Source organism: Geodermatophilus normandii (assembly GCF_003182485.1).
In the GTDB taxonomy this organism is placed as follows: Bacteria; Actinomycetota; Actinomycetes; order Mycobacteriales; family Geodermatophilaceae; genus Geodermatophilus; species Geodermatophilus normandii.
In genome coordinates, this window is sequence record NZ_QGTX01000001.1 from 831,248 (window position 1) to 843,261 (window position 12,014).

The window sequence follows — 12,014 nt, forward strand, 5'->3', positions numbered from 1 at the left end:
CGGGTCCTCAGCCGGCCGGCTGCGCCCCCGGACGCTCGGGCGGGGCGTCGCCGGGCTCGTCGCCCCGGTGGACGTCGTCCTGGTGACCGGTGCTGCCGAGCTCGTCGACGAGCAGCAGGTCGCGCCGGACGTGCCGGCGGCGGTAGGCCACCCGGCTGATCAGGTGCGCGCTCACCGGTGCGGTCAGCAGCTGGAACGCGGCCACGAGCAGCAGCATCCAGGCGTTGGCCCAGCCGTCGAGCCGGATCGCGGCCCCGACCATGACGAGCAGGACACCGAGCACCTGGGGTTTGGTGCCGGCGTGCATCCGGGACAGCACGTCCGGGAAGCGCACCAGCCCCAGGCCCGCGGTGAGGCAGAGGACGGCACCGGCGACCAGGCAGGTGGAGGCCACGACGTCGGCGAGCGGCGTCACGACCGTCCCTCCCTCTCCTCGGCGGCCACCGGCAGGCCGACGTCCCGGCCGTCCCCGGTGCGGGAGCGCAGGAGCATCCCGCCGACGTAGCGGGCGACCGAGACCGAGCCGACGAAGGCCAGCAGCGACACCACGACCAGGACGGGCACGAGCGTGGGGTCGCGCACCAGCGCGGCGTGCACCGCGAGGCCGGCCGAGATGATCACCAGCAGGGTGTCGGTGGCGACCACGCGGTCGAGCAGGGACGGGCCGCGCACGAGCCGGACGAGGGCGAGCAGCGCCCCGCCGCCGATCAGCGCGTACAGCACCGCGCCCACGACCGTCACGCTGCCGCCACCTCCTCGCGGTCGCGCTCCAGGGCGGCGACGTCCTCGGCCGAGCCGAACGCCCGGACCAGGCGCTCCTCGACCACCAGGACGTTGGCCCGCTTGCGCTCGACGTCGTCGCGGTCGCGGATGGGCAGCAGGTGCAGGGTCATCACCCGGTGCTCCCGGTCGAGGTCGAGCACCAGGGAGCCGGGGACCAGCGAGATCGCCTCGGCGACCATCGTCAGCAGCAGGTCGGAGTCGACGCGCAGCTGCACCTGGACGATCGCCGTGCGCCGCACCCCCTGCGGCCGCACGGTCTGCCAGGCCACCTCGGCCCCGGACACGAACAGGTCGGCGACGAAGTGTCCGAGGAACGCCAGCAGGGCGGCGGGGCGCACGCGCACGCCGCCGACCACGTGCGGCAGCGGCAGCAGGACCAGCACGGCCAGCGCGACGAGGAGGCCGGAGAGCAGGTTCGCCCACGACCAGCTGCCCCACAGCAGCATCCAGACCAGCACCAGCCACCCGGCGAGCGGGACCTGGTGGCGCAGCCGGGTGGCGGCGGGCTCGACGCTCACGGCCCCTCCTCCCCCAACACCGAGGAGACGTAGGGCGCCCGGTCGACCAGGTCCGTCGCGGCGCGGTCCGCGAGGCCGTACAGCGGCCCGGCCAGCCCGGTGAGGCCGACCGTGAGCGCCGCCAGCGCCGCGGTCGCCCCCACCATCGTCCGGGGCAGCGGGCGCAGCGCCCGGACCGCCCCGGCGGCGGGCGGCATCTCCGCCTCGGTCGCCGTCGCCACCGCGGTGTGCCGGCGCCAGGCGTCCTGCAGCGCGGTGCGCGGCCGGTCACCGGGCGGGCCGTCGGAGGACGCGGTGTCCTCCTCCAGGGGGCGCCGCCGCCCGCCGGCGTCGGCGGCCGCGGCCGCGGCGGTGTCCTCGGAGGGCGCCTGGTTCGGGGACCGCCAGAAGGCCCGGGTCCACACGCGGGCGACCGCGAGCAGCGTGAGCAGGCTGGTGACCACGCCGCCGGCGACCAGCGTGTAGGCCGCGGCGCTGCCCTGGGCGACGCCGGCCTCGAGCAGCCCGAGCTTGCCGATGAAGCCCGACAGCGGCGGGATCCCGGCCAGGTTCATGGCCGGCACGAAGAACAGCACCGCCAGCAGCGGGGAGCGCCGGGCCAGCCCCCCGAGCCGGTCGACGGCCGTCGTCCCGCCCTGGCGCTCGACCAGGCCGGCGACCAGGAACAGCGTGGTCTGGATGGCGATGTGGTGGGCGACGTAGAAGACCGCACCGGCCAGGCCCGCCGCCGTGCCGAGGGCGATGCCGAACACCATGTAGCCGATGTGGCTCACCAGCGTGAACGACAGCATCCGCCGCAGGTCGCTCTGCGCCACCGCGCCGAGGATGCCGATCAGCATGGTCGCCAGCGCCGCCCACATGAGCACGTCGTCGAGCGCACCGCCGGGGAACAGCAGCGTCTGGGTGCGGATGATCGCGTAGACGCCGACCTTGGTGAGCAGGCCGGCGAAGACGGCGGTGACCGGGGCGGGGGCGGTCGGGTAGCTGTCGGGCAGCCAGGCCGACAGCGGGAAGACCGCGGCCTTGATGCCGAACGCGATGAGCAGCACGGACTGCAGCAGGACCTGCGTGCCCTCGGGCAGCTCCCCGAGCCGCACCGCCAGCTGGGCCATGTTCACCGTGCCGGTCGCGGCGTAGACCAGCCCGATCGCGGCGAGGAACACCAGCGAGCTGGTCAGGCTCACCACGATGTAGGTGATGCCGCCGCGGATGCGCGCCGCCGTCCCGCCGAGGGTCAGCAGCACGTAGGACGCCATCAGCAGGATCTCGAAGCCGACGTAGAGGTTGAACAGGTCGCCGGCGAGGAAGGCGTTGCTCACGCCCGCGACCAGCACGAGGAACGTCGGGTGGAAGATCGACAGCGGCGTCTCCTCCGACCCGTCGGCCGCGCCCTGCCCGACGGCGAAGACGAGGACCCCCAGCGCGACGGTCGAGGCGACGACCAGCATCAGCGCCGACAGCCGGTCGACCACCAGGACGATGCCCAGCGGGACCGGCCACCCCCCGACGGAGACCGCGCCGGCCCCCTCGGCGTCCGCGACGAGCAGCAGGACCACCGACACGGCGAGCACCGCCGTGAGCACGACGGTGCTGAGGGTGCGCTGGAACGTCGGGTGCCGGGCGACCAGCAGCGCGCCGGCCGCCCCGAGCAGCGGGAGCAGCACCGGCAGCGGCGCGAGGACCTCGATCACGGGGCACCGCGCCCGGCCGGGAGGTCGACGTCGTCGGCGAGCTCCTCGAGGTCCGCGGGCAGCGAGTCGGCGTGCATGGCCGCGCGGTCCTCGGGAGCGAGGTCGTCGGGGTCGAGCTCGTCGGCGTCGGTGGCCCGGCGGGCGGCGACGCGGCGGTCCTCCTCGTCGGTGCCGACGACCTCGTTGCGGGCCAGCCGCCAGGAGCGGTGGATGATCGCCAGCAGGAACGCCGAGATGCCGAACGTGATCACGATGGCGGTCAGGACCAGCGCCTGCGGCAGCGGGTCGTTGATCTCCTCGGCGTCGGAGTAGCCGAGGATCGGCGCCAGTCCGGACGGGCCGCCGGTGGACAGCAGCAGCAGGTTGGTCGCGTTGCCCAGCAGCAGGAAGCCCAGCAGCACCCGGGTGAGACTGCGGTCGAGCAGCAGGTACACGCCGGCCGCGTACAGGCCGCCGATCATCACCGGCAGCACGATCGTGGGCGTCATCGCAGCACCACCTCCCCGGGGCTGAGCTCGATCGGGTCCTCCTGGTCCTCCTGGCGGTCGAGCTCGGCGCCGAGGCTGCGCAGCACGTCGAGGACCAGCCCGACGACGATCAGGTAGACACCGCAGTCGAAGAACAGCGAGGTCACGAGCTTGACGTCGCCGAGCACCGGCAGCGTCGTCTCGACGATCGCCGTCTGCAGGACCCCGCCGCCGAGCAGCGGGCCGGCGACGCCGGTGACGCCGGCGAACAGCAGCCCGCTGCCCAGCAAGAGGCCCGGGGCGACCGGTGCCGCCTCGCCGAGCTCGTAGCGCCCGCCGGCCAGGTAGCGCAGCACCAGCGCCAGGCCCGCGACGAGGCCGCCGGCGAACCCGCCGCCGGGCTCGTTGTGCCCGCTGAACAGCAGGTACAGCGAGAACACGGTGATGGTGTGGAACAGCAGCCGGGTGACGACCTCGAGGACGACCGAGCGCCGCGCCGGGTCGAGCGTCGCGGTGGCGGCCAGCCAGTGGTCCCGCGGCGCCCGGCGGCTGCGCTGCCTCGACCGGGACAGCTCCGCCCGGGTCACCCGGTCCACCCCGCCGGTGCGCCCGCGGAGGAACACCAGGCTGGCCACGCCGGTGGCGGCGACGACGAGCAGGGAGACCTCGCCGAGGGTGTCCCAGGCGCGGATGTCGACCAGCGTCACGTTGACGACGTTCTTGCCGCCGCCGAACTCGTAGGCCGGTCCGGGCCAGTCCGCCGACACCGGCGTCGCCGTGCGGGCGGACAGCGCCACCGCGCCCGCGGCCGCCATGAACGCGCCCACCGCGACGGCGATGACCCCGCGGACGGCGCGCTCCCGCGGCCGGTGCCGCTCGGAGATGTCCTTGGGCAGCTTGCGCAGCACCAGCACGAAGACGACGAGGGTGAGCGTCTCGACGAGGAACTGGGTGAGCGCGAGGTCGGGTGCCCCCTGCAGCGCGAAGACGACGGCGATGCCGTAGCCGGTGACGCCGACGACGAGCACCGCGGACAGCCGCTGGCGGATCCGCAGGGTGAGCGCGGCGGCGGTGACGACGACGACGCCGACGACCGCCTGCACCGGGGTGTCCCAGGCCCGCCACTCGCCGGGCCACGGCGCCCGCGTGAGCAGCAGCGTGCCCGGCAGCGCGAGGACGACGACGAGGATGGTGCCGAGGTAGGCCGGCAGCGAGCCGCGCTGGGTGGTGCCGGTGACCAGGACCGACAGCCGGTCGACGCCCTGGACGACGTTCCAGTAGCCCTCGTCGGCCGAGGCGCCGACGGCCACCCGGCCCTGCAGGCGCTGCACGGGCCCGCGGACGGCGAAGAGCACGGCACCGCCGAGCACGGTGAGCGCCGACAGCGCCAGCGCCGGCTGCCAGCCGTGCCACAGCGCGAGGTGCTCGGCCTCGGGCGCGTACCGGGGCAGCGTCTCGGCGTGGGCGGCGACCAGCGGGTCCAGCAGCGGGCTGGCCGGGCCGAGCACCAGCCCGGTGAGCGCGAGGACGGCGGGCGCGGCGAGGAAGAGCGCCTCCGGCGGGTGCACGAGCCCGGTGTCGTCGACGCCGGGCTTGCGGGCGAAGGCACCCCACACGAAGCGGGCGGTGTAGGCGGCGGTGAGCACCGACCCCGTGACCAGCCCGACGAGGACGACGAGGGCGGCGGTCCGGTCGGGCAGGCCGCCGTCGAGCAGGGCGGTGAACGCCGCCTCCTTGCCGACGAAGCCCAGCAGCGGCGGCAGCCCGGCCATGGAGGCCGCGGCGGCGGCGCCGATGGCGGCGAGGACCGGCAGCCGCCGCCCGAGTCCGGACAGCCGGCGCAGGTCGCGGGTGCCGGTCGCGTGGTCGACGACGCCGACGGTGAGGAAGAGCGTGGACTTGAACAGCCCGTGTGCCAGGGTCATGGCCAGCCCGGCCGCGGCGAGCTCGGCGCTGCCGGCACCCACCAGCGCCACGAGGAAGCCCAGCTGGCTGACGGTGCCGAAGGCCAGCAGCAGCTTGAGGTCCCTCTGCCGCAGCGCCCGGTAGCCGCCCACGAGCATCGTGGCCACGCCCAGGCCCAGCACGGCCGGCCGCCACCCCGGGACGTCGGCCAGGCCGGGAGCGAGCCGCGCGACGAGGTACACGCCGGCCTTCACCATGGCGGCGGCGTGCAGGTAGGCACTGACCGGCGTCGGCGCCTCCATGGCCGCGGGCAGCCAGAAGTGGAACGGCACCAGCGCCGACTTCGTGACCGCACCGGCGAGCACCAGGGCCGCCCCGACGGTCATCGCGGTGCCGCTGCCGGGGTCGGCCACGACCTCCGACAGCAGGCGGGAGCCGCTCGCCTGGCCGACGAGGATGACCCCGACCAGCATCGCCAGGCCGCCGGCGGTGGTCAGGACGAGTGCCTGCGACGCCGCCCGCCGCGCCGCCAGCCGCCGTCCCGAGCCGCCGATCAGCAGGAACGAGAAGACGGTGGTGAGCTCCCAGAAGACGTAGAGCAGGAGCATGTCGTCGGCGAGGACCAGGCCGAGCATCGAGCCGGCGAAGGCGGTGAGGCACCCGGCGAAGCGGCCGGTGCCCTCCTCGCCCGGGGAGAAGTAGCGCGCGCAGTAGACGAGCACCAGCGCCCCCACGCCGGTGACCAGCGCGGCGAAGGTGAGCGCCAGGGCGTCCAGACGCAGCGCGACGTCGAGGTCGAGGGCGGGGATCCACGTCACCGCCTCCCGCTGCTCCTCGCCGGCCAGGACCGGGCCCAGCCGGGACAGCACCCAGCCGAAGGCCGCGGCGGGCACCAGCGCCAGGGCGAGGAAGGCCTGCCGCCCCCACCACCGCACGAGTGCGGGCGCCAGCAGGCCGGCGAACAGGTGGAGGAGCAGGAGTACGAGCACGTGTCTCCGGGAGTCGATGGGCGGCTCGGGGACACCAGGATCGTCGGTCGGACGACGGCCGGCGGTGCCCCCAGCCTACCCGCCGGGCCGGACCAGCCCGCTCTCGTAGGCGAAGGCGACCGCCTGCACCCGGTCGCGCAGGCCGAGCTTGAGCAGCACCCGGCTGACGTGCGTCTTGACCGTCGCCTCACCGACGTACAGCCGGGCGGCGATCTCGGCGTTGGACAGCCCGGCCGCCACCAGGGCGAGGACGTCGGTCTCCCGCTCGGTCAGCTGCGCCAGCTCCGCGGCGCGGCCGGGGTCGGCCGCGGGGGCGGCGGCGAAGGACCGGATCACCCGCAGGGTGACGGCCGGGTCGAGCAGTCCCTGTCCGGCGGCCACGGTGCGCACCGCGGCGACCAGGTCCTCCGGCGGGGCCACCTTGAGCAGGAAGCCGCTGACCCCGGCCCGGAGCGCTGCGGTGACGTACTCGTCCTCGTCGAAGGTGGTGAGGACGACGACGCGGGTGGGCAGGCCGGCGTCGACGATCCGCCGCGCCGCCTCCAGGCCGTCCATCCCGGGCATCCGGACGTCGAGCAGCACCACGTCGGGCGCGAGCCCGGTGACCACGCGGAGCCCGCTCGCGCCGTCGCCGGCCTCGCCGACCACCTCGATGTCGGGCTCGGCGGCCAGGACCATCCGCAGGCCGGTGCGGATCATCGACTGGTCGTCGACCAGCACCACCCGGATGCTCACGCCCCCACCACCGCGGGCGCGCTGACCGGCGCCGGCACCGGGAAGCCGGCACGGACCCGGTAGCCGCCGCCGCGGACCGGCCCGACGCTCAGGTCTCCCCCGGCGACGGCGACCCGCTCGCGCATGTGCAGCTGCCCGTGCCCGCCGGGCGCCGCGGGTGGCTGGGGAACGCGGGAGCGGCCGTCGTCGGTGACGGTCACCGTCACCCGGCGCGGCGTCCAGGCGACCTCCACGCGGGTGGCCGCGGCGCCGGCGTGGCGGACGACGTTGCACAGCGCCTCCTGCACCACGCGCACGGCCGAGACGTCGACCAGCGGCGGCAGCTCCGCGGGCTCCCCGGTGACGACCAGCTCCACCGGCATCCCGCCGGCGCGCAGCTCGGCGACGACGGCGTCCAGGCGGGACAGCGACGGTGGCGGGGCGGTGTCGCCGTCGGCGCGGTCGCGGAGGATGCCGACCACGCGGCGCATCTCGTCGACCGACTCGCGGCCCAGGCGCTCGAGCCCGAGCAGCACCTCCTGCGCCTCGGGGTGGTCGGGCAGCAGCCGCCGCAGGCCGCCCATCTGCAGCACCATCACGCTCACCGCGTGCGCCACGGAGTCGTGCACCTCGCGGGCGATGCGCGCCCGCTCGGCCACCACCGCCGCCCCGGCCACCGCCTCCTGCTGCCCGGCCAGCCGGGCGGCCAGCGACTGCAGCTCCAGGGAGCGCTGGTGGGACTGCCGGACCAGCGCCCCGACGGCCCAGGCGGTGGCGGTGACGACGAGGTAGAAGACGCCCTCCCAGGTCGAGGGGCCGAACGCGATCCCGGCGGCCACCACGACCAGCGTGGCGACGGCGGCGGCACGCAGCCCGCGCCGAACCGGCAGCACCGCCGCGGCGTGTCCGACGAGCACCGCCATGCCGATCAGCTGGGCGCCGCCGGGACCGGGGGTGCCCAGCGCGTAGTTGCCCAGCACGCTCAGCGCGCCGGCGAGCGCGGCCGCCCCGGGCGCTCGCGTGCACAGCGCCACGACCGCCCCGACCGCGACGCCGGGCAGCGCCGTGACCAGCGGGAAGCGGAACGTCTCGTCGATCGCCGTCTCCACGACCGCGAGCACGGCCAGCAGCAGCCCGAGGGCCGGCCAGACGAGCCGGCGCGCGGACGGGGAGGAGGTCCAGCGGGGCACGGCGAGCACGGTAGGGGCCGCGGGGCCCCCCGGGGATCCCCCGCGCGGCCGATGGACGGGCGTCCCCGCCTCCTCCCCACGGCGGAGGACGGTCGGTCCGCCGGGACGGACGTGCGGGGTGCCCCACGGGCCCGAGAGTCCTCGCCGACGCACCGACCGATGCGGTGCCCGACCCGACGAGGACCGATGACCACCTCCCTGTCCCCCGCCCCTCCCGCTCCCGCCGCGACGCGGCCGGTCCGCAGCGCCGGCTCGCTGATGCTGCCGCTCGCCGGCGGTGCGCTGGTCGCGGGCTCCCTGCTCTACGTGGCCGGGCTGGCCACCTCCCCGCCGACGGAGTCGCTGGCCGACGCCGACTACATCGCCTCGCTCGCCGCGGACGAGGGGCAGACGGCGCTCTCGGCGCTGCTGCTGCACTACGGCAACATGGCGCTGGGCCTGGCCTGGCTGGCCGCCCCGGCGCTGGTCCGCGGCCGCCGCGGGCGCATCCCGACGATCGTCGGCGCGCTGCTGTCGGCGATCGGCCTGGTCACCGTGACCGGTCTGGTGCTCTACGACTTCTGGACCGGCGGCATCGGCCGCGAGCTGCCCGCCGACACGGCGCTGGCGCTGTTCGGGTCGGTGCAGGGCTCGGCCGGGGTGGCGGTCGTCGGCACCGTGACGCTGCTCGGGCTGCTGGGCCCGCTGGTCGGCTACGCGGGGCTGGCGCGGGCCGGCGTCATCAGCTGGTGGCTGCTGGTCCCGGCGGTCGCCTGCCTGGTCGCCTCGGCGGCGCTGACGTTCAGCCCGCTGCTCTACGCCGGCTTCGCACTGCTCGGGGCCGCGCCGGCCGTCGTCGTCGGGGTGCGGATGCTGCAGCGCTCCCGTGCCGAGGCGACCGTCGCCGGGTGAGGACGATCAGGCCACCTGATCGTGCCGCGTCCTGGCTCACCTCCGGCGGTGAGCCAGGACGCTCCGCCGTGAGCCAGGACCGGTCAGGCCTCCGCGAGCTCCGCGGCGGCCAGCCAGTCGGTCTCCACCCGGTCCTTCTCGGCCAGCAGGGTGCGCAGCCGGCCGTCGAGCTCCATGACCCGCGCGTGGTCGGTGGCCGCGGCCGCGAGCTCGGCGTGCAGCCGCTCCTCCTCGGCGGTGAGCTTCTCCAGCCGCCGCTCGAGCCGGGCGGCCTCCTTGCGGGCCGCGCGCACCTCCGCCGCCGACGGCCCGGCGGCGGCAGGCGCCGCCCCGGGGGCCGGGGCGGGAGCCGACGCCGCCGAGGACAGCGCGGCACCGCCGCCGGCGCGGATGGCCAGGTACTCCTCCACCCCGCCGGGCAGCGCGGCGATCGAGCCGTCGCCCATCAGCGCCACGACCGAGTCGCACACCCGGTCGACGAAGTACCGGTCGTGGCTCACCACCAGCACGGTGCCGGGGAAGGAGTCGAGCAGGTCCTCGAGCTGGTTGAGCGTGTCGATGTCGAGGTCGTTGGTCGGCTCGTCGAGCAGCAGCACGTTGGGCTCGGCCATGAGCAGGCGCAGCAGCTGCAGGCGCCGGCGCTCGCCGCCGGAGAGGTCGCCGACCGGCGTCCACTGCCGCGACGGCGGGAAGCCGAAGCGCTCGGCCAGCGACGACGCCGAGATGTCCTGCCCGCCGATGCGGGCGATGCGGGCCACCTCCTGCACCGCCTCGAGCACGCGCAGCTTCGCGGGCAGCTCGGTGACGTGCTGGGACAGGTACGCCGGCGCCACGGTCTGCCCGCGCACCACCGTTCCGCGGTCGGGCTCGGTCTCGCCCACCAGCAGCCGCAGCAGCGAGGTCTTGCCCGCCCCGTTCACCCCGACGACGCCGACCCGGTCGCCCGGCCCCACGTGCCAGGTCAGGTCGCGGAACAGGGGCCGCGGGCCGTCGTCGGAGGGGACGGAGTAGTCGACGTCCTCGACGTCGTAGACGGTCCTGCCGAGCCGGCGCGCGGCGAAGCCCTTGAGGGCCATCGTCTCGCGGGGCGGCGGCTCGTCGGCGATGAGCGCCTCGGCCGCCTCGATCCGGAACCGCGGCTTGCTGGTGCGCGCGGGCGGGCCGCGGCGGAGCCAGGCCAGCTCCTTGCGCACCAGGTTCAGCCGCCGCTCCTCGCTCACCGCGGCGATGCGGGCGCGCTCGGCGCGGGCCAGCGTGTAGGCGGCGTAGCCGCCCTCGTAGGCGTGCACCGAGCCGTCGGAGACCTCCCAGGTCTGCGTGCAGACCTCGTCGAGGAACCACCGGTCGTGGGTGACGACGACGAGCGCGCCCACCCGGTCCTTCACGAAGTCGGCGAGCCACGCGACGCCCTCGACGTCGAGGTGGTTGGTCGGCTCGTCGAGCACCAGCAGGTCCAACGGCCGGATCAGCTGCGCGGCCAGCGCCACCCGGCGCCGCTCCCCGCCGGACATCGGCGCCACCGGGCTGTCCAGACCCAGCCGGTCGAGCTCCAGGCCCGAGAGCACGCTGCGCACGGCCGGGTCGGCGGCCCACTCGTGCTCGGCGGCGAACAGCGAGGACGGGAGGACGACGTCGCGGACGGTCGCCCCCGGCGGCAGCGTCCCGGACTGGTCGAGGACGCCGACGGCGAGGTCGCCGCGGCGGGTGACCCGCCCCGAGTCGACGTCCTCCCGGCCGGTGAGGACGCCGAGCAGCGTGGACTTCCCGCTGCCGTTGCGCCCGACCACGCCGATCCGCTCGCCCGCCGCGACGCCGAGGGAGACGTCGTCGAGCAGCACGGTCGTGCCGTGGGCCTTCGACACCCGCTCGAGGTTGAGCAGGTTCAGCGGCGCGCTCACCGCGGGATCCGGGTCATGGGGTCCCCAGTATCCCCGGGACCCCGGGTGCTCCGGCAGGGCGGGCGCGGGGCGGGGGCCGCTTGCGGCGTCGCTAGTGGACCCCAAGGCACCCGCAAGCGACGTCCGGAGAGTCAGCGGCAGCACACCCCGGTCCCCCGGGGCGGACGAGCGGAGGAACTCCATGAGCATGACCGCAGCGGCCCACGACGCGGCGATCCCGGCCCCGGCGACCCCCCACCTGCGGGCGGTGCCCCCGCTGCCGGAGCCCGCTCCGGAGACGACGGCGCTGTGGTGGGCGCGGTTGCTGCGCCGCGGCCCCGGCCCGGTCGAGTACTCGCTCGTGGCCGTCAACTCCGACCGCTTCGCCGACGGCACCCCGGTCGACATGACCGCCGTCGACGCCCGGGCCGCCGGCCGGCCGGCTGGCAGGTCGACGTCCGCCACCGCGCCACCGACGGCCGGGTGGTCCGGATCGACGTCGCCGAGGAGCTGTCGGACACCTGCCCGCGGATGTGGTTCGCCGAGGTCACCCACGCCACCAGCGCGGTGCCCGCGGCCTCCCTGCTCGCCTTCCGCGGCACCGCCTTCCGGCCCGGCGCGGTCGTCCGCCCGCACGAGGTCGCCGCGGCCGGCGTGCGGATGACCGACCGGATCGCCGAGGTCCGCTGGTGGATCCGCTCGGGCCTGGTCGACACCGTCACCGTGGAGCCCGTCTACCGCGGCCGCGGGGTGGCCCGCACCCTGGTCACCGCCGCCGAGGGCCTGCGCTTCCTGCGCGGGTGGGCGCCGCTGCGCTCCGACGGCCGGCTCACCGACGCCGGTGCGGCGTGGCTGGAGTCCGCGCCCGCGGCGTGGCAGCCCCGGCTGGCCGCGCGCAGCGAGGTGCTCCCCGACGCCGACGCCGAGGAGGAGCTGACCGGCGTGGCCCGGCTGCTGCGCTGACCCCTCCGTCCCCGCCCTGCAGAAAG

11 protein-coding genes are annotated in these 12,014 nt (G+C 76.0%); 2 read left to right on the top strand and 9 right to left on the bottom strand.

Annotation, left to right across the window (positions count from 1 at the left end; genetic code table 11):
- Positions 1 to 7 precede the first annotated feature (7 nt).
- The 8 genes from mnhG to JD79_RS04245 all read right to left on the bottom strand — a co-directional run bounded on the left by mnhG (position 8) and on the right by JD79_RS04245 (position 8,257).
- On the bottom strand, positions 8 to 415 hold the full coding sequence (gene mnhG, locus JD79_RS04210; protein WP_110004508.1) for a monovalent cation/H(+) antiporter subunit G: 408 nt from the start codon (positions 413 to 415) through the stop codon (positions 8 to 10).
- Complete coding sequence (locus JD79_RS04215; RefSeq protein WP_110004509.1) at positions 412 to 741, bottom strand: MrpF/PhaF family protein; 330 nt, start codon at positions 739 to 741, stop codon at positions 412 to 414. Before JD79_RS04215 ends, mnhG begins: the two co-directional genes overlap by 4 nt.
- Positions 738 to 1,301 carry a Na+/H+ antiporter subunit E gene (locus JD79_RS04220; protein WP_110004510.1) on the bottom strand — a complete coding sequence of 188 codons (564 nt, stop codon included), beginning with the start codon at positions 1,299 to 1,301 and terminating at the stop codon, positions 738 to 740. Before JD79_RS04220 ends, JD79_RS04215 begins: the two co-directional genes overlap by 4 nt.
- Complete coding sequence (locus JD79_RS04225) at positions 1,298 to 2,992, bottom strand: Na+/H+ antiporter subunit D (RefSeq protein WP_211307859.1); 1,695 nt, start codon at positions 2,990 to 2,992, stop codon at positions 1,298 to 1,300. The genes JD79_RS04220 and JD79_RS04225 overlap by 4 nt, the downstream gene beginning before the upstream one ends.
- Complete coding sequence (locus JD79_RS04230) at positions 2,989 to 3,480, bottom strand: Na(+)/H(+) antiporter subunit C (RefSeq protein ID WP_110004511.1); 492 nt, start codon at positions 3,478 to 3,480, stop codon at positions 2,989 to 2,991. The genes JD79_RS04225 and JD79_RS04230 overlap by 4 nt, the downstream gene beginning before the upstream one ends.
- The gene (locus tag JD79_RS04235) at positions 3,477 to 6,353 is read right to left on the bottom strand and encodes a Na+/H+ antiporter subunit A (RefSeq protein WP_110004512.1); all 2,877 of its coding nucleotides are present in this window, start codon (positions 6,351 to 6,353) and stop codon (positions 3,477 to 3,479) included. Before JD79_RS04235 ends, JD79_RS04230 begins: the two co-directional genes overlap by 4 nt.
- 75 nt (positions 6,354 to 6,428) lie before the next feature.
- Positions 6,429 to 7,088 (bottom strand): response regulator, encoded by a 660-nt coding sequence (locus JD79_RS04240; protein WP_110004513.1) that lies wholly within the window; start codon positions 7,086 to 7,088, stop codon positions 6,429 to 6,431.
- Positions 7,085 to 8,257, bottom strand: a complete 1,173-nt coding sequence (locus tag JD79_RS04245) for a sensor histidine kinase (protein ID WP_146220382.1) — start codon at positions 8,255 to 8,257, stop codon at positions 7,085 to 7,087. Before JD79_RS04245 ends, JD79_RS04240 begins: the two co-directional genes overlap by 4 nt.
- Before the next feature lie 186 nt (positions 8,258 to 8,443).
- Here JD79_RS04245 and JD79_RS04250 point away from each other — a divergent pair, with 186 nt between their 5' ends.
- Positions 8,444 to 9,148: a hypothetical protein gene (locus JD79_RS04250; protein ID WP_110004515.1), complete on the top strand. Its 705-nt coding sequence runs from the start codon at positions 8,444 to 8,446 to the stop codon at positions 9,146 to 9,148.
- Positions 9,149 to 9,231: 83 nt separating this feature from the next.
- On the opposite strand, the gene JD79_RS04255 is transcribed toward JD79_RS04250, so the two are convergent.
- Positions 9,232 to 11,046, bottom strand: a complete 1,815-nt coding sequence (locus JD79_RS04255; protein ID WP_110004516.1) for an ABC-F family ATP-binding cassette domain-containing protein — start codon at positions 11,044 to 11,046, stop codon at positions 9,232 to 9,234.
- A 462-nt stretch (positions 11,047 to 11,508) separates the two neighbouring features.
- Between JD79_RS04255 and JD79_RS04260 the strand changes: the two genes are divergently transcribed.
- The gene (locus JD79_RS04260; RefSeq protein ID WP_110004517.1) at positions 11,509 to 11,988 is read left to right on the top strand and encodes a hypothetical protein; all 480 of its coding nucleotides are present in this window, start codon (positions 11,509 to 11,511) and stop codon (positions 11,986 to 11,988) included.
- Positions 11,989 to 12,014: the final 26 nt, after the last annotated feature.

What these genes read in the sequence shown, in the direction of transcription:
- JD79_RS04230 (WP_110004511.1), bottom strand. Translation starts at nt 3,480, where the DNA reads ATGACGCCCACGATCGTGCTGCCGGTGATGATCGGCGGCCTGTACGCG.
- JD79_RS04250 (WP_110004515.1), top strand. Translation starts at nt 8,444, where the DNA reads ATGACCACCTCCCTGTCCCCCGCCCCTCCCGCTCCCGCCGCGACGCGG.